We start from the raw sequence: 21,022 nt of genomic DNA on the forward strand, positions 1-21,022 counted from the left end.
CTGGCCGAGGCATGACGTGGGGACATGGCTAGTATGACTTTTTATCCATTGTTGCGGCTACAGGCCCACCGTTCCAATAGCCCCTCTATCGGCGCCCGCAGGCGTTTTCCAGCCTGTGGCCGACGTGCGGTTTTCCTCCAATAAGAAGGGCGATGAGATGGCGACGTGCGGTGAAGTACTGGTCAAGCTACTGGAAGGTTATGGCGTCGAGCAGGTGTTCGGCATTCCCGGGGTACACACCGTGGAGCTGTATCGCGGCCTGGCCCGTTCGCCCATCCATCATGTGACTCCGCGCCACGAGCAAGGCGCCGGCTTCATGGCCGACGGCTACGCCCGAACCAGCGGCAAGCCCGGTGTGTGTTTCATCATCACCGGCCCCGGCATGACCAACATCACCACCGCCATGGGCCAGGCCTACGCCGATTCGATTCCCATGCTGGTGATCTCCAGCGTGCAGGCCCGCAGCCAGTTGGGGGGCGGGCGCGGCAAGCTCCACGAGCTGCCCAACCAGAGTGCGCTGGTCAGTGGCGTGGCGGCGTTTTCCCACACCCTGATGTGTGCCGACGAGTTGCCAGCGGTGCTGGCCCGGGCCTTTGCCCTGTTCCAGGCCGGGCGCCCACGCCCCGTGCATATCGAGATTCCCCTCGATGTGCTGGTCCAGGACGCCGACCACCTGTTGACCAGCGAGCCGGTGCAGATCGCCCGCGCCGGCGCCGCCCCGGCCGCTGTCGCGCAGATGAGCCAACTGCTGGCCAGTGCCAAGCGGCCGCTGATTCTCGCGGGCGGGGGCGCCATCGATGCCGCCCCGGCCCTGACCCGCCTGGCCGAGCTGTTGCAAGCGCCGGTGGCCCTGACCATCAATGCCAAGGGCATGCTGCCTTCGGCGCATCCGCTGCTGATCGGTTCCACCCAGTCCATGGTGGCGACCCGGGCCCTGGTGGCCGAGGCCGATGTGGTCTTGGCCATTGGCACCGAGCTGGCGGAAACCGATTACGACGTGACCTTCGCCGGTGGTTTCGAGATTCCCGCTACCCTGCTGCGTATCGATATCGATGCCGACCAGACCGTGCGCAACTATCCGCCGAAAGTGGCGCTGGTGGCCGACGCCCGGATCGCTGCCGAAGCGCTGCTGGCGCAACTTGCCGGGCTGGAATTGGCAGCGCGTCGCAGCGACTGGGGCCAGGTCCGCGCCGCCGCCTTGCGCAGTGAGCTGAGCCAGCTCTGGGACGGCCCGACCCAGGCCCAGACCCTGTTTCTGCAGACTGTGGTCCAGGAACTGCCGGAGATTGTCCTGGTGGGCGATTCCACCCAGCCGGTGTACAGCGGCAACCTGACCTTCAACCCCGAGCAGCCACGACGCTGGTTCAACTCCTCCACCGGCTACGGCACCCTGGGTTATGCCTTGCCGGCGGCCATTGGCGCCTGGCTCGGCGGCGGTTCGCACGCCAGCCAGCGACGGCCGGTGGCCTGCCTGATCGGCGATGGCGGTTTGCAGTTCACCCTTTCGGAACTGGCCTGCGCGGTGGAGGCTCGCACCCCGATCATCGTCCTGCTGTGGAATAACCAGGGCTACGAAGAGATCAAGAAATACATGGTCAACCGCGCCATCGAGCCGGTGGGCGTCGACATCTACACCCCGGATTTCATTGCCGTGGCCAAGGGCCTGGGCTGCGCCGCCGAGCGCATCGACAGCGTCGAGCAACTGCGCGCGGCGCTGCGCTCGGCGGCGGATCGCCAGGGCCCGACCCTGATAGAGGTCGATCAGAACCGCTGGACCCAAGGAGTACAGGCATGAGCGCGCAACCCCTGTTGAACGGGCTGTACATCGACGGCCAATGGTTGGCGGGCAGCGAGCATCTGCAGGTGATCAACCCCAGCACCGAGGGCGTACTGGCCCAGGTTGCCGGTGGCGGTCCCGAGGCCGTGGAGCAGGCGCTGTGCGCTGCCAGCGCCGGCCTTGCGCGTTGGTCGCACAGCAGCGGGGCTGAACGTGCCGCGGTCCTGCGACGGATTGCGGCCGGGGTGGCCGAACGCCGGGAGCAACTGATGCACCTGCAGTCGAGCAACAACGGCAAGCCGCAATTCGAGGCCGCCATGGATGTGGACGATGTGATTGCCACCTTCGAGTACTACGCCGGGCTGGCCGAAGGCCTGGATGCCGCTCAGGACGCCAACGTGGCACTGCCCAGCGAGGCCTTCAGTGCCCGCCTGCGCCGCGAGCCCTGTGGCATCGTCGGGCTGATCGTGCCGTGGAACTTCCCCATGGTCACCACCGCCTGGAAGCTCGCTCCGGCCCTGGCGGCCGGTTGCAGCGTGGTACTCAAGCCTTCCGAAGTCACCCCTTTGCCGGAACTGGAACTGGCGGCAATCATCGCCGGCAGCGGCTTGCCCCGGGGCGTGTTCAACCTGGTCTGCGGCACCGGCCTGGCAGTGGGCGCGCCCCTGGCAGCCGACCCGCGAGTGGCGAAAATCTCCTTCACCGGCAGCAACGCTGTGGGGGTCCAGGTGATGCAACGCGCGGCGGAAACCGTCAAGGGCGTGAGCCTGGAGCTGGGGGGCAAGTCGTCGTTGCTGGTGCTGGCGGATGCCGATCTGGATCTGGCGGTGGAGCTGGCCTGTGGCGGCGGCTTCTTCAACGCCGGGCAGATGTGCTCGGCCACCAGCCGAGTGCTGGTGGCCGATGAGTTGGCCGATGAGTTCCTGTTGCGCCTCAAGGCCCGGGCCGAAGCCATTCGTGTGGCCGACCCGTTCGACCCCGAGGTGGAAATGGGCGCGCTGGTCAATCAGGCGCAATACCGGCGGGTGCAGGCCCATATCGAGGAAGGCTTGAATGTGGGGGCCAAGCTGGTCTGCGGCGGTGGCCGCCCGGCCGGCTTGCAGCAGGGGTATTTCATCCAGCCCACGGTGTTCACCGAGGTGCCGCTGGACAGTGCGCTATGGCGTGAGGAGATCTTTGGCCCGGTGCTCTGCGTGCGCAGTTTCAGCAACGAGCAGCAGGCCATCGAAATGGCCAATGACAGCGAGTTCGGGCTGGTGGCCAGCGTAGTGGGAGCGGATGCAGCGCATGCCGAGCAAGTGGCCAATGCCCTGCAGGCCGGTCTGGTGTGGATCAATGCGCCCCAGGTGATCTTTCCTCAGACGGCGTGGGGCGGCTACAAGCAGAGCAGCATCGGTCGTGAACTGGGGCCCTGGGGGCTACAGGCCTTTCAGGAAATCAAGCATGTGATCCGCGCTCGTTAGGCAGGCCTCAGCTGCTCACCCGCAGGCGCGCCATATCCCGCAACGGCGGCGCGCCGAACAAGCGGCTGTACTCGCGGCTGAACTGCGACGGGCTTTCATAACCCACCCGATAGCCCGCCACCGAAGCCTCCAGCCCCTCGGCCAGCATCAGCCGCCGGGCTTCTTGCAGGCGCAACTGTTTCTGGTACTGCAGCGGGCTCATGGCGGTCATGGCCTTGAAGCGGTGGTGCAGGGTCGAGACGCTCAGGTTCACCTCCCGGGCCAGATCATCGATGCGCAACGGGTGCACGAAATTGCCGTTGAGCCACTTGATGGCCTGGTTGACCCGGTGGCCCTGGCTGTTGGCAGTGGCGATCTCATACAGGCGGTGGCCCTGGGGGCTGCGCAGCAGGCGATAGAGAATTTCCCGGCGTACCAGCGGCGCGAGCATGGCGATGTCTTTCGGGGTGTCCAGCAGGCGGGTCAGGCGCAGCACCGCGTCGAGCATTGCCGGGTCCAGGCGCTCCACGTACAGGCCGCGCCCGGTAGGCCGGGCGGGTACGCCGATGGGGCCGGCATCGGCAATCAATGCATTGATTTCCCCGGGGTCGATGTCCAGGCGCAAGGCCAGGATCGGCTCCTCTGGTGAAACGATCGCCACCTTGCCGCTCAGGGGGACGGAAACCGAGACCACCAGGTAATTCAAGGGGTCGTAGTTGTAGCTTTCATCGGCCAGGCGTACTTCCTTGCGGCCCTGGGCCATGATGCACAGCGCCGGCTGTGCCAGCACAGAACCGAATTGATGAGAGCTGCTGTGGCGCGAGACGAACAACGAGTCGATGGCCGTGGCGTAGCTGCCGTCCTCGGCGGTGTTGCGTGCAATGATCGCGGCCAGTTCCACGCGCTGCCGTTCCATCTCCGGGGCCAGGGGCGGTGGCGGGGTTTCCAGTGATGGCATGGGGCAGCCTCCGAGTGTTTGCAGTCGGCACAGCTTAAGTTTGTGCAAGAAGCGCGGGTAGGCGAATCCTGCGTAAAACTTGCCTGATCCTGCTGCTTGCGCGCGCGATAGGCAAGATCAGCCGAGGCTCCTGAGCTTCACTTGCTTGAAACACCGTTGTCATGCTTTTGCCCAATGGCGCGGAGTCGGGGAGGGAGCAAAGGGCTTGTCGCAGGATTGGGCAAATCAACGGCAGAAATCGACTAACGCGCGCGAGGGCCTGCCCCGTATCGTTGATCCTGTCGCAGCCCGTCCCATGGCTGCCTCGACAACACCCTGGGAGGGTCGCACATGTCCACGCATATTCCCGTCAGTCACATGGCCTTTGTCCGAGCCCGGGCCGGGCGTTCCAAGGAGCTGGGTGCGCGCTTGAGCAGCCTGATCGAACCGTCCCGCCAGGCCTGTGGTTGCCTGCATTTTGCCCTGCAGCATTCGCAGTGCGATGCCGACCTGTGGCTGGTGTCCGGTTTCTGGAGCAGCCAGCAGGCGATGACGGCCTATTTCAATTCCCCGGCCATGGCGATCTTTGCCGAGCTGGTGCAGGACCTGGTGGTCAACAGCCTGGATTTTCATACCTTCAGTACCGTGTCGGCGCTGCAAGCCCATGGCGAATATCCGCAACTACAGCAGGCGCCGGTGCACAAGCTGGCCAGTTGAAGGTTTAGAATGGCCGACTTTTCATTGGCCAGGACTCGCAACATGGCACGCAAAGAGTTTGCACACTACGAAGCAGTTTCCGCTGTGGTTCCAGGGGAGGGGGGATACAGCGCCGCCATCGCCGTCAAGGCTCTCGGCGCATCAAGCGCACCACGCTTTCATAAAGTCCTGGATGAGCAGAAATTCAAGACGGCGCATGACGCCGACCAGGCTGCCGCACAACAACTCGAACAGTTGGCCGACGTCGATCAGGACGGCGAATTGAGCTGGAAGAACTACTGAGTCCAAGCGCTATTTGACTGCCCCCGGGCGGTGCATCCTGAACAGAGCCTCTGGCCCCAGTTGGAAGTAATCCGCCGGCCCGCCGCCGCGCAGAATCGGCTCTGCCGCGGCGGTGTCGTAGATCCCGTCCTTGAGCAGCCACTTGGCGATATGCACGGCGACCACTTCGCCGAGGATCAGCCAGCTCGGCACCAGTTCCTTGTCCGCCCGCTGCAATTGAATGATCTGGGTGACCTTGCACTCGAAGGACACCGGGCTCTCGGCTACCCGGGGCACGCTGATGACTTTCGACGCCACGGGGGTCAGGCCGGCCAGTTCGAACTCGTTTACCTCGGCCGGGACTGCGGCGCAGCTCTGGTTCATCTGCTCGGCCAGAGGTCGGGTGGCCAGGTTCCAGGCGAACTCGCCGGTCTGCTCGATATTGTTCAGGCTGTCTTTGCGCCCGACGCTGGAGAAACCGATGATCGGTGGAATGTAGTTGAAGGCGTTGAAAAAGCTGTAGGGCGCCAGGTTCAGGCGACCCTCGCGATCCTGGGAAGAGATCCAGCCGATGGGGCGCGGGCCGACGATGGCATTGAACGGGTCGTGGGGCAGGCCGTGGCCTAGGGCAGGTTGGTAAAAGTGGATATCGTCGGGCATGGCTCAAGGTTCCTGCTTGGGGCGAGTTAAGGGCGTCATAGTGCAGTGCGCAATCGCCCAATTCCAGCGTCCTGGCCCTTGAGCGTTCCACGCTGTGGGTGTTTTCCCCTGGCCAGAAACGACTAAGCCCGGCCAAGGCCGGGCTGTGGTGTCAGGTGCATCAATCAGCTGATGCTGGCGGAACCGGTGCGGTCGTAGCCATCGGCAGCGAAGGTAGCGGAACCGGTGCGGTCGTAGCCATCAGCGGCGAAGGTGGCGGAGCCGGTGCGGTCGTAGCCATCAGCGGCGAAGGTGGCGGAGCCGGTGCGGTCGTAGCCATCAGCGGCGAAGGTAGCGGAACCGGTGCGGTCGTAGCCATCGGCGGCGAAGGTAGCTGAACCGGTGCGGTCATAGCCATCGGCAGCGAAGGTGGCGGAACCAGTGCGATCGTAGCCATCAGCGGCGAAGGTGTTGGCAGCCAGTACCGAGAGGGTCAGGGCGAGGATCAGTTTGCTTTTCATGATGGTGACTCCGGGTTCGTTGAGGTGAATACGTTGGGCTTGGGATGAATCCTACTCCGGTAAAGTTGATATAAAAGCGCAAATTAATGCTTATAAATATCTACTTTATCGATGTTTATGAGGTCAGCCCTCGCCGCCAAATACCGCGTTCAAGCCTCACTGCATAGACGAGCCAAGTACCCACTTGGATTCATTAGCAGGCTATGCATCCAGCATTAACTGATCATTAATTGAGCAGATTGCTTGTAAGAAAATATTTCAACGATTTTTTCATCCGCGCCTTACCTGTTTTTCACCCCTTGACGTTCAGCCTCCGCGCAGGCCTGCAGTCCATAGACAGGCCGCCTTGAATGCGACCTTTGGAGCACCTTTGCGAATGAACAAGCTACCCCAGATCACCCTGGCCTTCTGGGTCATGAAAATCTGCGCGACCACCCTCGGCGAAACAGCGGGGGATCTGCTGTCGATGACCCTGAATGTGGGTTATGCCATCAGCTCGATGATTCTGATCAGTGTGTTCCTGCTGACCCTGGTCACCCAGCTGTGGTCCAAGACCTACAACCCGGTGCTGTACTGGATCGTGATCCTCTCCACCAGTACCGCCGGCACCACCATGTCGGATTTCATGGACCGCACCCTGGGCCTGGGCTATGCCAGTGGCTCGTTGATACTGATCGGTATTCTGCTGGCGATCTTCGCGCTCTGGCGTCTGAGCGGCGACTCGCTGAACGTCAACAAGATCCAGACCTTTCGCGGCGAGATGTTCTATTGGATGGCGATCCTGTTTTCCAACACCCTGGGCACCGCCCTCGGCGACTACCTGGCGGACGATTCGGGGCTGGGCTTTGCCGGCGGGGCGCTGTTGATCGGCTTGACCATCGCCGTGGTGGTGCTGCTCAAGTACTTCACCAGGCTCTCGTCGGTGCTGTTGTTCTGGGTCGCTTTCGTATTGACCCGGCCGTTCGGCGCAACCTTGGGCGACTTCCTCACCAAACCCCACGAAAAAGGCGGCCTGGATTTCGGCACCATCGGCTCGTCGGCGGTATTGGCGGGAATCCTGCTGGTGATGATCGTGGGGGCGGCCTGGGCCCAGAACCGCGATGGGCGCCAGGGCGCTGCCGAACTTTCCTGACCTGTACAGCCTCTGTAGGAGCCGGCTTGCCGGCGAAAGCTTCCCCACAGATCGCGAAAAGCGCCCGGGCCTTGCACCCGGGCGTTGTTGTTTTCAGTCAGTCTCGATCCGCGAATGCTTGCGGGTGTCTTTCATGGTCGCGTAGACCAGCAGCGAACAGGCGATGCAGGCGGTGACGTACCAGTAGTAGCCGGTTTCCATACCGATGCTCTTGAACCACAGGGCGATGTATTCGGCGGTACCGCCGAAGATCGACACGGTCAGTGCGTACGGCAGGCCCACGCCCAGGGCGCGGATTTCCGTAGGGAACAGCTCGGCCTTGACCACCGCGTTGATCGAGGTGTAGCCGCTGACGATGATCAGCGCCGCCATGATCAGGAAGAACGCGCCCCACCAGGTCTGGATGGTGTGCAGGGTGGTGAGGATCGGCACGGTGAACAGGGTGCCGAGGATACCGAAGGCAATCAGGATCGGGCGCCGGCCAACCTTGTCCGAGAGAGCACCGATCACCGGTTGCAGGCACATGAACAGGAACAGCGTGGCGGCGGAAATGGTGGTGGAGTCGGAGATGCTCATGCCGACAGTGTTCACCAGGTATTTCTGCATGTAGGTGGTGTAGGTATAGAAGGCCAGGGTGCCGCCCATGGTCAGGCCGACCACGGTCATCAACTCCTTGGGATGACGCATCAGGGTGCGCATCAGGCTTTCCTTGGGCTTTTCCTTCTTCTTGGTGAAGGACTCGGTTTCTTCCATGCCGCGACGCAGGTACAGGGCTACCACGGCGCAGAGGGCACCGATGCCGAACGGAATCCGCCAGCCCCAGGACTGCAGTTCCTCGGTGGTCAGAATGTTCTGCAGCACGATCAGCACCGCCAGGGCGATGAGCTGGCCGGAGATCAGGGTCACGTACTGGAAGCTGGAGAAGAAGCCACGACGTTCCTTGGTCGCCATCTCGCTGAGGTAGGTGGCCGAGGTACCGTATTCACCGCCTACCGACAGGCCCTGCATCAGGCGCGCCAGCACCAGCAGGATGGGGGCGCCGACGCCGATGGTTTCGTAACCGGGGGTCAGGGCGATGATCAGCGAGCCGAAGCACATCAGCAGCACCGAGGCCATCAAGGCGGCCTTACGCCCTTTGCGGTCGGCATACAGCCCCATCAGCCAGCCACCGATCGGGCGCATCAGGAAGCCCACGGCGAAGATCGCGGCGGTGTTCAGCAGTTGGGCGGTGGTGTCGCCCTTGGGGAAGAAGACTTTGGCGAAGTACAGCGAGAAGGCGGCGTAGACGTACCAGTCGTACCACTCGACCATGTTGCCCACGGAACCGCTGAAGATCGACTTCAGGCGGCTGGCGGTGGTCTTTTCTGTGGCGGGCGCAGCCGCCGACCCGGCAGGCAGGGTATTAGAGATATCCATGAAGGACCCTTCTATTCATTGTTTTTGTGGAGTGCGCGCGAGCGCAGCCTGCTGGGGCTATAGCAGGACCTGTGCCAAGGGCGAGAAGCCCGGGCTAGAGGGGGGGAGGCGGGAGTAATGAGCGGAAATCCGCCTATCGGCACCTTGTGGGTAAGCGGGAAATTGCCGAAAGCGGCCGTGCCCCTGGGCATGTGGGCGAAGGCGTCGATGGGGGCGGTGCCGGGCTTGAGGCTGATTCTCCGGCAAGCCGGGTCCTATAGGGGTTACTCCTCCTTGAGGAATTGTTCCCTGGTCAGTCCATGGCGCTGCATCTTTTCGTTAAGAGTCCGGCGGGGCAGTTGCAGCTCGTTGAGCACCGCCTTGATATCACCCTTGTGCCGGCTCAGGGCCGCGCGCAGGCATTGGGCCTCGAAGGCTTCCTGCTGCGCCGCCAGGGACTGGCCGGGTTCGATGGCGTCGGGTTCCGGCTCGCCCAGGCCCAGCACCTGGCGCTCGGCGGCGTTGGCCAGCTCGCGCACGTTGCCCGGCCAGTCGTGGCTGAGCAGGCGGCTCAGTTGCGCGCCGCTCAAGGGCGCGACGCTGCGCCCCAGGCGTTCCCCGGCATTCTGGGCAAAGTGCTCGTAGAGCAGTGGGATGTCCTCGCGGCGCTCGCGCAAGGGTGGCAGGCGCAGTTCAGCCACGGTCAGGCGGTAGGCCAGGTCTTCACGGAAACGCCCGGCACGGGCCTCGTCCAGCAGGTCGGGCTTGGTGGCGGCGATGATCCGCAGGTCGACCTTGATGCTCTGGTTGGAACCCAGGCGTTCCAGCTTCTGCTCCTGCAACACCCGCAGCAGCTTGACCTGCTGGGCCAGGGGCATGCTTTCGATCTCGTCGAGAAACAGCGTGCCGCCGTCGGCGTATTCCAGCTTGCCGATGCGTTTGCCCTGGGCGCCGGTGAAGGCGCCGCTTTCATGGCCGAACAGCTCGGCCTCGAACAACTGCTCGGGGATCGCCGCGCAGTTCAGGGCGACGAAGGGCTTGCCGGCCCGCGGGCCGAAGTCGTGCAGGCAGCGGGCAATCAGTTCTTTGCCGCTGCCGGTCTCGCCGCGGATCAGCACGTTGACCGGCAGGGCTGCCAGTTCCAGTACCTGGCGGCGCAGGGTCTGCAAGGCCCTGGAGACCCCCAGCAAGGTGGCGTCGAGCTTGGCCCGGCTGTCGGCCTGTTGGTGCAGGCGGCGGTTTTCCAGGACCAGGCGGCGCTTGTCCAGGGCCCGGCGCAGGCTGCTGAGCAGGGTGTCGGGGCTGAAGGGTTTTTCCAGGAAGTCGTAGGCCCCGTCGCGCATGGCTTCCACCGCCATGGGCACATCGCCGTGGCCTGTGAGCAGGATGATCGGCAGGTCCGGGTCCAGGCGCTGGACCTGGGCCAGCAGTTCCAGGCCACTGATGCCGGGCATGCGCACATCGCTGAGGATCACCCCGGGAAAGTTCTTCGGCAGTTGCGCCAGACAGTCCTCGGCCCGGCTGAACAGCTGGACCTCGAAGCCCGACAGGCTCAGCCACTGCTCGACGGCGGTACGGATGCTGGCTTCGTCGTCCACCACGATCACTGAGTTCAGCATTGGATATGGGCCTCCAGGTCGATGGGCAGGCTCAGGGTGAACACCGCCCCTTGCTCCTGGTTGGCCACGCTCAGGCGGCCACCCAGCTCGTGGACTATGGCATAGGACACCGCCAGCCCCAGCCCCAGGCCATCACCCACCGGTTTGGTGGTGAAGAATGGATCGAAGACGCTCAGCAAGTGTTCCTCGGCAATACCGCCGCCGTTGTCGGCCACCCGCAGTTGCCAGAGCTGGTCTTCGGCTTCGAGACTGATCTCCAGGCGCTTGTGCGGTTTGTCCTGCATGGCGTCCAGGGCATTGCGCAGCAGGTTGATCAGCACCTGTTCCAGGCGGATGGCGTCGCCCCGGACCCAGGCCGGGCGGGTCAGTTGCAGCACCACTTCGACGTCTTCGGCACGCAGCCGGGCTTCCAGCAAGTGCAGCGACTGGTCCACCACAGCGGTCAGGTCCAGGCGTTCTCGCAGGCCACTGGGGCTCTTGCGGGCGAAGGTCTTGAGATGGCTGGTGAGGGCGGCCATGCGGGTCAGCATGTCGTCCAGTGGGCGCAGGGCTTTGTAGGCTTCGTCCACCCGGCCGTGATCCAGCAACAGCCTGAGGGTTGCCAGCTGCATGCGCTGGGTGGTCAGGGGCTGGTTGATTTCGTGGGCCAGGGCGGCGGACATCTGCCCCAGGGCCGCGAGCTTGGCCGATTGCACCAGGCCTTCCTGGGCGGTGCGCAGATCGCGGGTACGTTCCTCCACCAGTTGCTCCAGCTCCTGGCGATTGCGCTGGCGGACTTTCCCCAGGCGCCAGCGCTGGTTGAGGAACAGCAGCAGGAACACCAGGGTCAGCCAGGCACCGGCGGCGGCAAGCCCGGCATTGCGGGTTTCCTCGAAGGCATTCGGCGGTTTGCGCAGCAGGTGCAGGGTCCAGCCTTCGGCGGCCAACGGCAGGGACTCCCAGAGATAGCTGGCGCGGCCCTCGGGGCCTTCGACCCGGGCCAGGCTGCTGTTGTCGTCAAAGCGTTGCAGCGTCTGGTGCTGCAGCGGGGTCAGGGGCTGTTTGTCGTACTGGCGGGTGAGCTTGATTTCTTCCAGGTCGTTGCTCGACAGCGGCTGCAAGTGCCGGTAGCGCCAGCCTGGCTGGTTGGCGATGAACACGATGCCCCGGGCATCGCTGACCAGCAGGGTGTCGTTGCCCTGGCTCCATTCATGTTCCAGCTCGGGGAATTCCAGCTTCACCACCATGGCCCCGAGGAAGTCCTGGTTGTCGGCCTTGACTGCGCTGGCCAGGAAATACCCCGGGATGCCGCTGGTCACGCCCACCGCGTAGAAGCGCCCGCTGCCCTGGCTGCGGGTCTGCTTGAAGTAGGGGCGAAAGCCGTAGTTGTGGCCCACGTAGCTGCTGGGCAGGCGCCAGTTGCTGGCGGCCACGGCCAGGCCCTCATGGTTCAGCAGCTCCAGGGTCGAGGAGCGGGCCGCGCCATTGATCTTTTCCAGCTTGCGGTTCAATGCGTCCTGGGTTTCGGTGGCCACAGGCCCCTGCAGCGCCGCGCGCAGTTCCGGGTCCAGGGCCAGGACCGCCGGCAGAGCGCGATAGCGTTCGATCAGGGTATGCAGCGAGTTGGCATACAGCCCCAACTGCTCATTGGCACGGGCGGCTTCCTCCACCAGCGTCTGCCGTTCTGCATGGCGCATGGCCAGGCCGGCGCTGAGCACGGTGCCAGCAAGAATCACCAGGATATAGAACGTCAAGCGGAGGGGGCGAGAGATCTGGGCCATGAGTCGGGGCAGGCTGCAATGGGGGCGGGAACGATAGCATGAGCGCCGGGGCTAACGTTGATCGCGGACAGTGTCGGGAAAGGGCGGTGCATAAAAAAAGCGGCGGGCCATTCAATGAACAGCACCGCCGCCTGGGCCGAACGGAGGAAGGGCTTACTGCACTTCTACCGCCAGGCTGTCACTGATCTTCTTCTGCCAGATGGCGGGACCTGTGATGTGTACCGACTCGCCCTTGCTGTCGACGGCGACGGTCACCGGCATGTCCTTGACCTCGAATTCGTAGATCGCTTCCATGCCCAGTTCGGCAAAGGCCAGGACCTTGGACTTCTTGATCGCCTGGGCTACCAGGTAGGCAGCACCGCCGACGGCCATCAGGTACACGGCCTTGTTGTCCTTGATCGCTTCGATCGCGGTCGGGCCGCGCTCGGACTTGCCGATCATGCCCAGCAGGCCGGTCTGCTCGAGGATCTGGCGGGTGAACTTGTCCATCCGCGTGGCGGTGGTCGGGCCAGCCGGGCCGACCACTTCGTCACCGACCGGATCGACCGGGCCGACGTAGTAGATGAAGCGACCCTTGAGGTCCACCGGCAGGGTTTCGCCCTTGTTCAGCATCTCGACCATGCGTTTGTGCGCAGCGTCGCGGCCGGTGAGCATCTTGCCGTTGAGCAGTACGGTTTCGCCCGGCTTCCAGCTTTGCACTTCTTCCGGGGTCAGGGTGTCGAGGTTGACCCGACGGGCCGACGGGCCGGCTTCCCAGACGATTTCCGGGTAGGCGTCCAGCGGTGGCGCTTCCAGGCTCGCCGGGCCGGAGCCATCCAGTACGAAGTGCGCGTGACGGGTGGCGGCGCAGTTGGGGATCATGCACACCGGCAGGGAAGCGGCGTGGGTCGGATAGTCCATGATCTTCACGTCGAGCACGGTGGTCAGGCCACCGAGGCCCTGGGCGCCGATGCCCAGCTGGTTGACCTTCTCGAACAGCTCCAGGCGGATCTCTTCGATGCGGTTTTGCGGGCCACGGGCCTTGAGCTCGTGGATGTCGATGGATTCCATCAACACTTCCTTGGCCATCACTGCCGCTTTCTCGGCGGTGCCGCCGATACCGATGCCCAGCATGCCCGGTGGGCACCAGCCGGCGCCCATGGTCGGAACGGTCTTGAGTACCCAGTCGACGATCGAGTCGGACGGGTTGAGCATGGCCATCTTCGATTTGTTCTCGGAGCCGCCGCCCTTGGCCGCCACGTCCACTTCCACGGTGTTGCCCGGGACGATGGAGTAGTGGATCACCGCCGGGGTGTTGTCCTTGGTGTTTTTCCTGCTACCTGCCGGGTCGGCCAGGATGGAGGCGCGCAGGACGTTTTCCGGCAGGTTGTAGGCGCGACGCACGCCCTCGTTGATCATGTCGTCCAGGCTCATGGTGGCGCCGTCCCAGCGCACGTCCATGCCCACGCGCACGAATACCGTGACGATGCCGGTGTCCTGGCAGATCGGCCGGTGGCCGGTGGCGCACATGCGCGAGTTGATCAGGATCTGCGCTATGGAATCACGGGCAGCCGGCGATTCTTCCCGCAGGTAGGCCTCGTGCATCGCCTGGATGAAGTCCACGGGGTGGTAGTAGGAAATGAACTGCAGGGCGTCGGCAACGCTCTGAATCAGGTCGTCTTGCTTGATCACGGTCATGAGTCGCGCTCCTCTAAAAGACGGGAACATTTAATAAGGTGCCTGCACTTGGGTGCATCGGTCGGATGCAGGCACCTTCTAAGGCACGCCGGACAGACAACTGGCGCGACGCTAAAAAGGCGCGGCAGTATACCTCGCCTGGGGGTTGGGTACACCCGCCGGCCGGGCCAACCAAAGTCGCCCATCGGATGGGCACTGTTCTTGCCTGAGTCGGCGCTGAAACCTGCCGACGGGGTTTTAAATTTGAATAGTCATTTGCCGGGCTCAGCACTAAAGTGGCAAGTGGCCTGCAGGGTAGGAAACTCTTTAAGCCTCCTTTCTCACGGTGAGTCAACGATTGACCCATAAAGCCATCCAGAGCCTGTTATTCAAGCGCTTCGCCATTGCCGCGGGCACTTACGCACTGATCCTGCTGCTGTTCTGGCTGGCCGTCGTCACGGGGCATTCCCGTGCTTCGAGCGGCAGCGCGCTGCTGGGCACTGGCCTGGTGCTGGCCAGCCAGGGGCTGCTGTGCTGGGTGTTCGTCAGCGGACGCAACCTGCAGTTCGCCGACCCCAGCCTGACCGAAGTCCAGGTGGTGCTGGGCATCGCCTGGCAGACCTGGCTGATGGCCCATCTGGATCAGGCCCGCGGGGTGTTCCTGGTGTTCTACCTGCTGCCGTTGCTGTTCGGCCTGTTTCACCTCTCCCGCCGGGCCTATCTGCGCAGCGCGGCGCTGATCTTCTTCTGCTTTGCCGGGGTCAACCTGTGGGACGGCTATCGCCTGCTCCTCGGTGATCCGCAACTGGCCGCGCTGCAGGTCTGCGTGCTGCTGGTGATGCTGGTGTGGATGTGCCTGTATGCCGCCTATGTCCAGGCTTCGCGCTCACGCATGCGCCAGCGGCGCTTTGCCTTGCAGGCCCATCAGGACACGCTGCGAGGCATGATGCGACAGCTGGAGGACCTGGTAGCCACCGATGAACTGACGGGCCTGTTCAACCGCCGGCACTTCCTGCGCATTGCCAGCCGCGAGCTGCAAGCCATGGATCAGGAGCAGGTGCATGGGCTGGCGCTGATCGACCTGGACCATTTCAAGCGCATCAACGATCTCCACGGCCATGCTGCCGGCGACCAGGTACTGCAGGCCTTCGCCGCGGTGGCCACGGCTTGCCTGCGCGATGGCGACGTATTGGCCCGTTACGGTGGCGAGGAATTCGTGGTACTGCTGCCCGAGTGTGACGCCGAGCGCCTGACCTCCTGCTGCGAGCGTTTGCGCCTGGCGTTCACCGAAGTGCAACTGGTGGGCCTTAACGTACGAGACCTGAGCCTGTCGGCGGGGATGACCCTGCTGCGGGCCGGCGACGATCTGGACCATGCCCTGCAACGCGCCGATCAGGCGCTGTATCGGGCCAAGCGCGACGGTCGCAATCGTTGCTCTGCGGCCTGGGAAAACCTCGATGCCTGAATTGACCGTTGGCAGCCGGTGCTGGCCGGTGGCGCCTGGAAGCAATCTGCTGGATGCCCTGAATCAGGCTGGCGTGACGGTGCCCTACAGTTGCCGCGCCGGTAGTTGCCATGCCTGCCTGGTGCATTGTGTCCAGGGCTTGCCCAGCGATAGCCGGCCAGATGCCTTGAGCGACGAACAGCGCCGGCTCGGCTGGCGCCTGGCTTGCCAGTGCCAGGTGGTGGAGGACCTGCACGTCGAGACCTTCGACCCTGTGCGTGATGGCCTGCCTGCGACGGTGAGCGGCCTGGACTGGTTGTCGAGCTCGGTCCTGCGCCTGCGCCTGCAGCCGCAGCGGCCCTTGCGTTACCGCGCCGGCCAGCATCTGGTGCTGTGGGCCGCCGGCCAGATCGCCCGGCCTTATTCCCTGGCCAGCCTGCCGGAAGACGACCGCTTTCTGGAGTTCCACCTGGATTGCCGGCATCCGGGCCAGTTCAGCGATGCGGCGCGCCAGTTGCAATTGGGCGACCCGATGCGCCTGGGGGAGTTGCGGGGCGGCGCCTTGCACTACGATCCGGACTGGCAGCAGCGCCCACTCTGGCTACTGGCCGCGGGAACCGGCCTGGCGCCGCTGTTCGGCATACTGCGCGAGGCCTTGCGCCAGGATCACCAGGGCCCTATCCGTATCATTCACCTGGCCCATGACAGCAGTGAGCATTACCTGGCCAAACCCCTGGCGGCCCTGGCGGCGAACCGGGCCCAGCTGTCCGTCGAGCTGTGGACCGGGGCCGAGCTGACAGCCGCTTTGGCGCAACTGCGGCTTGTTTCCCGGCAAACCCAGGCCTTACTCTGCGGTCACCCTGACAGTGTCGAAGCCTTCGCCCGGCGCCTGTACCTGGCGGGGCTGCCGCGCAATCAACTGCTGGCCGATGTGTTCCTGCCCCGCGGTTGAGCGCTGATTCTTCCAGAGCGAGATCCCCATGACCGACGCCATCGAGTTGCAACGTGAGGGCGGGCTGCTGACCCTGCGCCTGAACCGTCCCGACAAGAAAAACGCCTTGACCCGCGCCATGTACGCTCGCCTGGCCGACGCCCTGAGCGAGGCCGATGGCGATCCCGAGATCAACGCCGTGATGATCTGCGGCAGCAGCGAATGCTTTACCGCCGGCAATGACATCGCCGACTTCCTCCAGCAACCGCCCCGGGACCTCGACAGCCCGGTGTTTCGCTTCATGCGCAGCCTTGTGCAATGTCGCAAGCCGGTGGTGGCCGCAGTGGCCGGCGCGGCAGTAGGCATCGGCACCACGATGCTGCTGCATTGCGATCTGGTCTATGTCAGTCGCGATGCACGGCTGCGCATGCCGTTCGTCAACCTGGCGCTGTGCCCGGAATTTGGTTCGAGCCTGATCCTGCCGCGCTTGCTGGGGCAGGCCAAGGCGGCGGAGTTGCTGTTGCTGGGCGAAGGCTTCAGTGGCGAACAGGCCGCCGCCTGGGGGATTGCCAGCGCCGCCCTGGGGGATGGTGTGGCCACCTTGGCCAAGGCCCGGGAGGCGGCCTTGCGTTTCAGCCAGTTGGCGCCCGAAGCGGTGCAGGTGAGCAAGCGCCTGATGAAGGCGCCGGACCGCGAACAACTGCGCCAGGTCATTGAGCAAGAGGGCGTGGAATTCACCCGGCGCCTGCAGTCCCCGGAAGCCATCGCCGCGTTGTCCGGGTTTCTCAGCAAGGGCTGAGACCCTGGAAAGCGGTTTCACGCGGGCATGAAAAAGCCCCGGTGTTTTCGGCACCGGGGCTTTTTGTTCAGCAAGGCGAAGACTCAGACCATCGGGTCGCCCACGTGCAGGATCTTCATGCCGTTGGTGCCGCCGGTGGTGTGGTAGCTGTCGCCCTTGGTGAGAATCACCCAGTCGCCTTTCTCTACGACACCGCGCTTGAGCAGCTCATCGATCGCTGCCTGGCTGACCTGCTCGGGCGGCAGGGAAGCCGGGTCGAACGGGATGGTGTAGACGCCACGGAACATGGCTGCGCGAGCCTGGGTTTCGCGGTGCGGGGAGTAGGCGTAGATCGGCACCGAGGAGCGGATGCGCGACATGATCAGCGGGGTGTAGCCACTTTCGGTCAGGGCGATGATCGCCTTCACGCCCGGGAAGTGGTTGGCGGTGTACATGGCAGCCAGGGCGATGCTCTGGTCGCAGCTTTCGAACACCTTGCCCATGCGGTGGCTGGAGGTCTTGCTGGTGGGGTGCTTTTCCGCACCGACGCAGATCCGCGCCATGGCCTGCACCGCTTCCAGCGGGTAGGCACCGGCGGCGCTTTCCGCCGAGAGCATCACCGCATCGGTGTAGTCGAGCACGGCGTTGGCCACGTCGGACACTTCGGCGCGGGTCGGCATCGGGTTCTGGATCATCGACTCCATCATCTGGGTCGCAACGATCACCGCCTTGTTGTGGCGACGGGCGTGCAGAATGATTTTCTTCTGGATGCCCACCAGCTCGGCGTCGCCGATTTCCACGCCCAGGTCGCCACGGGCAACCATGACCGCGTCGCTGGCCTTGATCAGGCCGTCGAGGGTTTCGTCGTCGGCCACCGCTTCGGCGCGTTCGATCTTCGCTACCAGCCAGGCAGTACCACCGGCTTCGTCACGCAGCTTGCGCGCGTATTCCATGTCGGCGGCGTCCCGTGGGAAGGACACGGCCAGGTAATCGACTTCCATCTCGGCCGCGAGCTTGATGTCGGCCTTGTCTTTCTCGGTCAGGGCCGGGGCGGTCAGGCCACCACCACGACGGTTGATGCCCTTGTGGTCGGACAGCGGGCCGCCGATGGTCACCACGCAATGCAGCTCGCTGGCGGTGGCGGTTTCCACACGCATCACCACGCGGCCGTCGTCCAGCAGCAGCTCGTCGCCCACGCCGCAGTCCTTGACCAGATCCGGGTAGTCGATGCCGACGATATCCTGGGTGCCTTCGGTCAGCGGATGGCTGGTGGAGAAGGTGAACTTGTCACCGATCTTCAGCTCGATGCGCTTGTTGGCGAATTTGGCGATGCGGATCTTCGGGCCCTGCAGGTCGCCGAGGATGGCCACGAAGCGGCCGTGCTTGGCTGCCAGGTCGCGGACCAGTTTGGCGCGAGCCTTGTGCTCGTCCGGAGTGCCGTGGGAGAAGTTCAGACGGGCAACATCCAGGCCCGCGAGAATCAGCTGTTCGAGAACTTCCGGCGAGTTACTGGCCGGGCCAAGGGTGGCAACGATTTTGGTACGACGAACGGACATGCACGGACTCCTGAGTTCAAGCGCAACGAGAGGCTACTATGCTCCGAAGTTGTAGTCATTGTTCGTTTGCACTACTTATTGCTTTGTTTGTTTACCGCAACAACCTTGAAGATTTTTGCCGATGAGTCGATACACTGCACAAGACAGGAGATACCCCATGCGATTCGTACTCATTGCTGCCCTGGCCGTCAGTGTTGTCGGCTGTACCCGCTGGTCCATGGACCATCATTTGAATAACGCCTACCGCGCTTATGACCGCGGCAACTGCGAGAGCGTGATGCTCGAGTTGAGCCAGGTCGACCGTGACAGCCGTGCCCGTCGCTACATCCAGCCGGAAGTGTCGATGCTGCGCGGGCAATGCCTGGAGCGCCAGAAGTTGTTCGTCGATGCCGCGCAGACCTACCAGTTCATCATTACCCAGTACCCCACCAGCGAGTACGCGTTTCGCGCCCGGGCTCGCCTGGATACCCTGCAACAGTTGGGGCACTACCCGGCAAATGGCGCCGCTCAAGTTCGTCGCACGGCGTTGTAAAAGAGATTCACTAGGGGGCGGTGTAATTGCCCCTCGTGCTTGAGCTAACATCTGCACAGGCTGTTCGAAAACTGCCCCGGCCCGGCTGGTGGCAGTGGCGTTGGAATCCTTCTGGCAGTCTTCCTCGCGCATCGAATCCGGGAGGGCGGGCCGATTCAGGGCCTGTTCCGAAGCACTAGTGCGGTCATGCTTAATGACCTTTCATAGCGATACCCAGCATGTTCATGGAACCTCGGATCGAGCGGCACCAACTGCCGTCCTTTTTAAAAGTATTCAATCGTTTCACCGACAAGCCGGTGGGTTTCCTTGGCAACCTGTCGGCCGACGGGCTGATGCTGATCAGCCAGTTGCCGATGCTGATCGGTGCCGAATTCGACTTGCGGGTGAAAGTCCCCGGCGGTGACGGCCAGGTGCAGTTCATCGACTTCAGCGCCTGCTGCCTCTGGTGTCATGAGGACCTGACGCCGCACCACTACGACAGCGGTTTCAGCCTGTTGCGGGCCGGTGCGGAGTTTGTCGAGCTGGAGCAGGCGTTGCGTCATTACTTCAGCTTTCACCCGTTGCAGACCTCGGCCTGAGGCGCTCGGCAGCAGCTACAGGCTGCCGGCTTTCTTCCAGCTCAGATAGCGGCTGACCAGTTCGGCCCCCAGTTCTCCCGGGCGGGCGTCGAGCAGGGCGACGCCGTGGGCGCTCAGGCGTTCGTGCAGCTCGGCGCGGCTGTTCAAGTAGTTCACCGTCGCGCTGTAGGCCAGGGCTTCGGGCAGGGTTTGCACCGGGCTCTGGCGCAACTGGTCGAGCACCTCTTCGCGCAGGCTGGCCACCAGCACCCGATGCTGGCGGCCGATGCGCTTGACCGCCGTCAGCAGTTCCTGGTCATCCTCGTCCCGCAGGTTGGTAATCAGCACCACCAGTGCCCGGCGTTTCTGCCGCGCCAGCAGCTCGCTGGCGGCGGCCTGGTAATCGGCGGGGCGCTGGCTGGTGTCCAGGTCGTAGACGCCATTGAGCAGCACGCTCAACTGGGCCGAGCCCTTGACCGGTGCAAGGTAGCGCGAGCGTTCCCCGGCAAAGCTGTACAGACCCACCGCATCGCCCTGGCGCAGGGCGACATAGCTCAGCAGCAGGCAGGCATTGAGGGCATGGTCGAAGTGCGCCAGCTCGCCATCCTGGCTGCGCATGCGGCGCCCGCAGTCGAGCATGAAGATGATCTGCTGGTCGCGTTCGTCCTGGTACTCCCGGACGATGGGCGCGCGTTGGCGGGCCGTGGCCTTCCAGTCGATCTGCCGCAGGCTGTCGCCTTCGCGAAACTCCCGCAGTTGGTTGAACTCCAGGCCCAGGCCGCGGCGTTGCCGCTGGCGCACACCGAGTTGGCTGAGCCAGTTGTCCACCGCCAGCAATTGTGCGCCGTAGAGCCGGGCGAAGTCCGGGTAGACCCGGGTGCTGTCGTGCACCTTGAGCAGGCGCCTGGCGCTCCATAATCCGAGAGGGCTGGGCAGGCTGACTTCGCACTGGTCGAAATTGAAGTGGCCGCGCTGCAGTGGGCGCACGTTATAGCCGATCCGGCTGACCTGCCCCGGCTCCAAGCGCGTGGACTGCGGCAGGTGCTCGAAGCCCAGGCCCTGGGGCGGGTGGTCGAACAGCTGCACATCCAGTGGTTGCCGGTAGTCGTGCAGGATCTCCAGTTGCACTTCGCTCCAGCGGCCCAGGGGCAGGCTGCCGGGTAGCTGGCGCTGGATCTGCGGCGAGGCCACGCGCAGCAGGCGCAGGGCGTCCAGCAATGCCAGCAGCAACAACGCCAGCAGCAGGCCCCAGGCAATCGAGTCCAGGCGCGGCAGGGCCTCGCTGCCCAGGGCGCGGGCGGCGCCGAGCAGGGTGTACAGGCCGGTCAAAGTACCCAGCCAGATCAACAGCAGACGGGTCGGCTTCAT

Annotated in this window: 19 protein-coding genes; 10 read left to right on the plus strand and 9 right to left on the minus strand. The window is 64.1% G+C overall.

All coding sequences use genetic code 11. The annotated features are described in order from the left end of the window. The first annotated feature begins 157 nt into the window (after positions 1-157). Both AC1RGE_RS18435 and AC1RGE_RS18440 read left to right on the plus strand, forming a co-directional pair. On the plus strand, positions 158-1,795 hold the full coding sequence (locus AC1RGE_RS18435) for a 5-guanidino-2-oxopentanoate decarboxylase (protein WP_011063066.1): 1,638 nt from the start codon (positions 158-160) through the stop codon (positions 1,793-1,795). After that, positions 1,792-3,240, plus strand: coding sequence for an aldehyde dehydrogenase family protein (locus tag AC1RGE_RS18440; RefSeq protein ID WP_011063065.1), 1,449 nt, complete (start codon positions 1,792-1,794; stop codon positions 3,238-3,240). The genes AC1RGE_RS18435 and AC1RGE_RS18440 overlap by 4 nt, the downstream gene beginning before the upstream one ends. A 7-nt stretch (positions 3,241-3,247) precedes the next feature. Here AC1RGE_RS18440 and AC1RGE_RS18445 read toward each other — a convergent pair whose 3' ends face one another. Next, positions 3,248-4,177, minus strand: a complete 930-nt coding sequence (locus tag AC1RGE_RS18445; RefSeq protein WP_019092978.1) for an AraC family transcriptional regulator — start codon at positions 4,175-4,177, stop codon at positions 3,248-3,250. A 330-nt stretch (positions 4,178-4,507) separates the two neighbouring features. On the opposite strand from AC1RGE_RS18445, the gene AC1RGE_RS18450 reads away from it, so the two are divergent. Both AC1RGE_RS18450 and AC1RGE_RS18455 read left to right on the plus strand, forming a co-directional pair. Continuing rightward, a complete protein-coding gene (locus AC1RGE_RS18450) occupies positions 4,508-4,873 on the plus strand; it encodes a putative quinol monooxygenase (RefSeq protein WP_011063063.1) in 366 nt (121 codons plus the stop codon). 9 nt (positions 4,874-4,882) lie between these two features. Then, on the plus strand, positions 4,883-5,155 hold the full coding sequence (locus AC1RGE_RS18455; RefSeq protein ID WP_011063062.1) for a hypothetical protein: 273 nt from the start codon (positions 4,883-4,885) through the stop codon (positions 5,153-5,155). A gap of 9 nt (positions 5,156-5,164) precedes the next feature. Here the strand turns inward: AC1RGE_RS18455 and AC1RGE_RS18460 are convergent, their stop codons facing one another. Together AC1RGE_RS18460 and AC1RGE_RS18465 are read right to left on the minus strand one after the other, a co-directional pair. After that, a complete protein-coding gene (locus AC1RGE_RS18460; RefSeq protein WP_011063061.1) occupies positions 5,165-5,794 on the minus strand; it encodes a flavin reductase family protein in 630 nt (209 codons plus the stop codon). Between the two features lie 164 nt (positions 5,795-5,958). Then, a complete protein-coding gene (locus AC1RGE_RS18465) occupies positions 5,959-6,294 on the minus strand; it encodes a hypothetical protein (RefSeq protein WP_053153492.1) in 336 nt (111 codons plus the stop codon). 376 nt (positions 6,295-6,670) lie between these two features. Between AC1RGE_RS18465 and AC1RGE_RS18470 the strand changes: the two genes are divergently transcribed. Further along, positions 6,671-7,426 (plus strand): COG4705 family protein, encoded by a 756-nt coding sequence (locus AC1RGE_RS18470; RefSeq protein WP_015636788.1) that lies wholly within the window; start codon positions 6,671-6,673, stop codon positions 7,424-7,426. A gap of 93 nt (positions 7,427-7,519) precedes the next feature. On the opposite strand, the gene AC1RGE_RS18475 is transcribed toward AC1RGE_RS18470, so the two are convergent. From AC1RGE_RS18475 to AC1RGE_RS18490, 4 genes are all read right to left on the minus strand, one after another. After that, the gene (locus AC1RGE_RS18475; RefSeq protein ID WP_011063058.1) at positions 7,520-8,842 is read right to left on the minus strand and encodes an MFS transporter; all 1,323 of its coding nucleotides are present in this window, start codon (positions 8,840-8,842) and stop codon (positions 7,520-7,522) included. 263 nt (positions 8,843-9,105) lie between these two features. After that, the gene (locus tag AC1RGE_RS18480) at positions 9,106-10,440 is read right to left on the minus strand and encodes a sigma-54-dependent transcriptional regulator (RefSeq protein WP_011063057.1); all 1,335 of its coding nucleotides are present in this window, start codon (positions 10,438-10,440) and stop codon (positions 9,106-9,108) included. Continuing rightward, positions 10,434-12,200 carry an ATP-binding protein gene (locus AC1RGE_RS18485; RefSeq protein ID WP_011063056.1) on the minus strand — a complete coding sequence of 589 codons (1,767 nt, stop codon included), beginning with the start codon at positions 12,198-12,200 and terminating at the stop codon, positions 10,434-10,436. The genes AC1RGE_RS18480 and AC1RGE_RS18485 overlap by 7 nt, the downstream gene beginning before the upstream one ends. A 153-nt stretch (positions 12,201-12,353) precedes the next feature. After that, on the minus strand, positions 12,354-13,877 hold the full coding sequence (locus AC1RGE_RS18490) for a fumarate hydratase (RefSeq protein WP_011063055.1): 1,524 nt from the start codon (positions 13,875-13,877) through the stop codon (positions 12,354-12,356). A 337-nt stretch (positions 13,878-14,214) separates the two neighbouring features. Here AC1RGE_RS18490 and AC1RGE_RS18495 point away from each other — a divergent pair, with 337 nt between their 5' ends. Genes AC1RGE_RS18495 through AC1RGE_RS18505 form a run of 3 tightly spaced genes read left to right on the plus strand, consistent with a single transcriptional unit; the run spans position 14,215 to position 17,030 of the window. Further along, a complete protein-coding gene (locus AC1RGE_RS18495; RefSeq protein ID WP_053153483.1) occupies positions 14,215-15,321 on the plus strand; it encodes a GGDEF domain-containing protein in 1,107 nt (368 codons plus the stop codon). Further along, a complete protein-coding gene (locus AC1RGE_RS18500) occupies positions 15,314-16,252 on the plus strand; it encodes an iron-sulfur-binding ferredoxin reductase (RefSeq protein WP_011063053.1) in 939 nt (312 codons plus the stop codon). The genes AC1RGE_RS18495 and AC1RGE_RS18500 overlap by 8 nt, the downstream gene beginning before the upstream one ends. Before the next feature lie 28 nt (positions 16,253-16,280). After that, positions 16,281-17,030, plus strand: coding sequence for an enoyl-CoA hydratase-related protein (locus AC1RGE_RS18505; protein ID WP_492584795.1), 750 nt, complete (start codon positions 16,281-16,283; stop codon positions 17,028-17,030). An 83-nt stretch (positions 17,031-17,113) separates the two neighbouring features. Here AC1RGE_RS18505 and pyk read toward each other — a convergent pair whose 3' ends face one another. Further along, positions 17,114-18,565 (minus strand): pyruvate kinase, encoded by a 1,452-nt coding sequence (gene pyk / locus AC1RGE_RS18510; RefSeq protein WP_492584797.1) that lies wholly within the window; start codon positions 18,563-18,565, stop codon positions 17,114-17,116. A gap of 157 nt (positions 18,566-18,722) precedes the next feature. Here pyk and AC1RGE_RS18515 point away from each other — a divergent pair, with 157 nt between their 5' ends. Continuing rightward, the gene (locus tag AC1RGE_RS18515) at positions 18,723-19,097 is read left to right on the plus strand and encodes a hypothetical protein (RefSeq protein WP_011063050.1); all 375 of its coding nucleotides are present in this window, start codon (positions 18,723-18,725) and stop codon (positions 19,095-19,097) included. 218 nt (positions 19,098-19,315) lie between these two features. Beyond that, positions 19,316-19,675, plus strand: coding sequence for a PilZ domain-containing protein (locus tag AC1RGE_RS18520; RefSeq protein WP_011063049.1), 360 nt, complete (start codon positions 19,316-19,318; stop codon positions 19,673-19,675). A 15-nt stretch (positions 19,676-19,690) separates the two neighbouring features. Here AC1RGE_RS18520 and AC1RGE_RS18525 read toward each other — a convergent pair whose 3' ends face one another. Beyond that, positions 19,691-21,022 (minus strand): DUF58 domain-containing protein, encoded by a 1,332-nt coding sequence (locus tag AC1RGE_RS18525; protein WP_011063048.1) that lies wholly within the window; start codon positions 21,020-21,022, stop codon positions 19,691-19,693.

The sequence above is a fragment of the Pseudomonas sp. GW823-FHT02C05 genome (genome assembly GCF_058797595.1).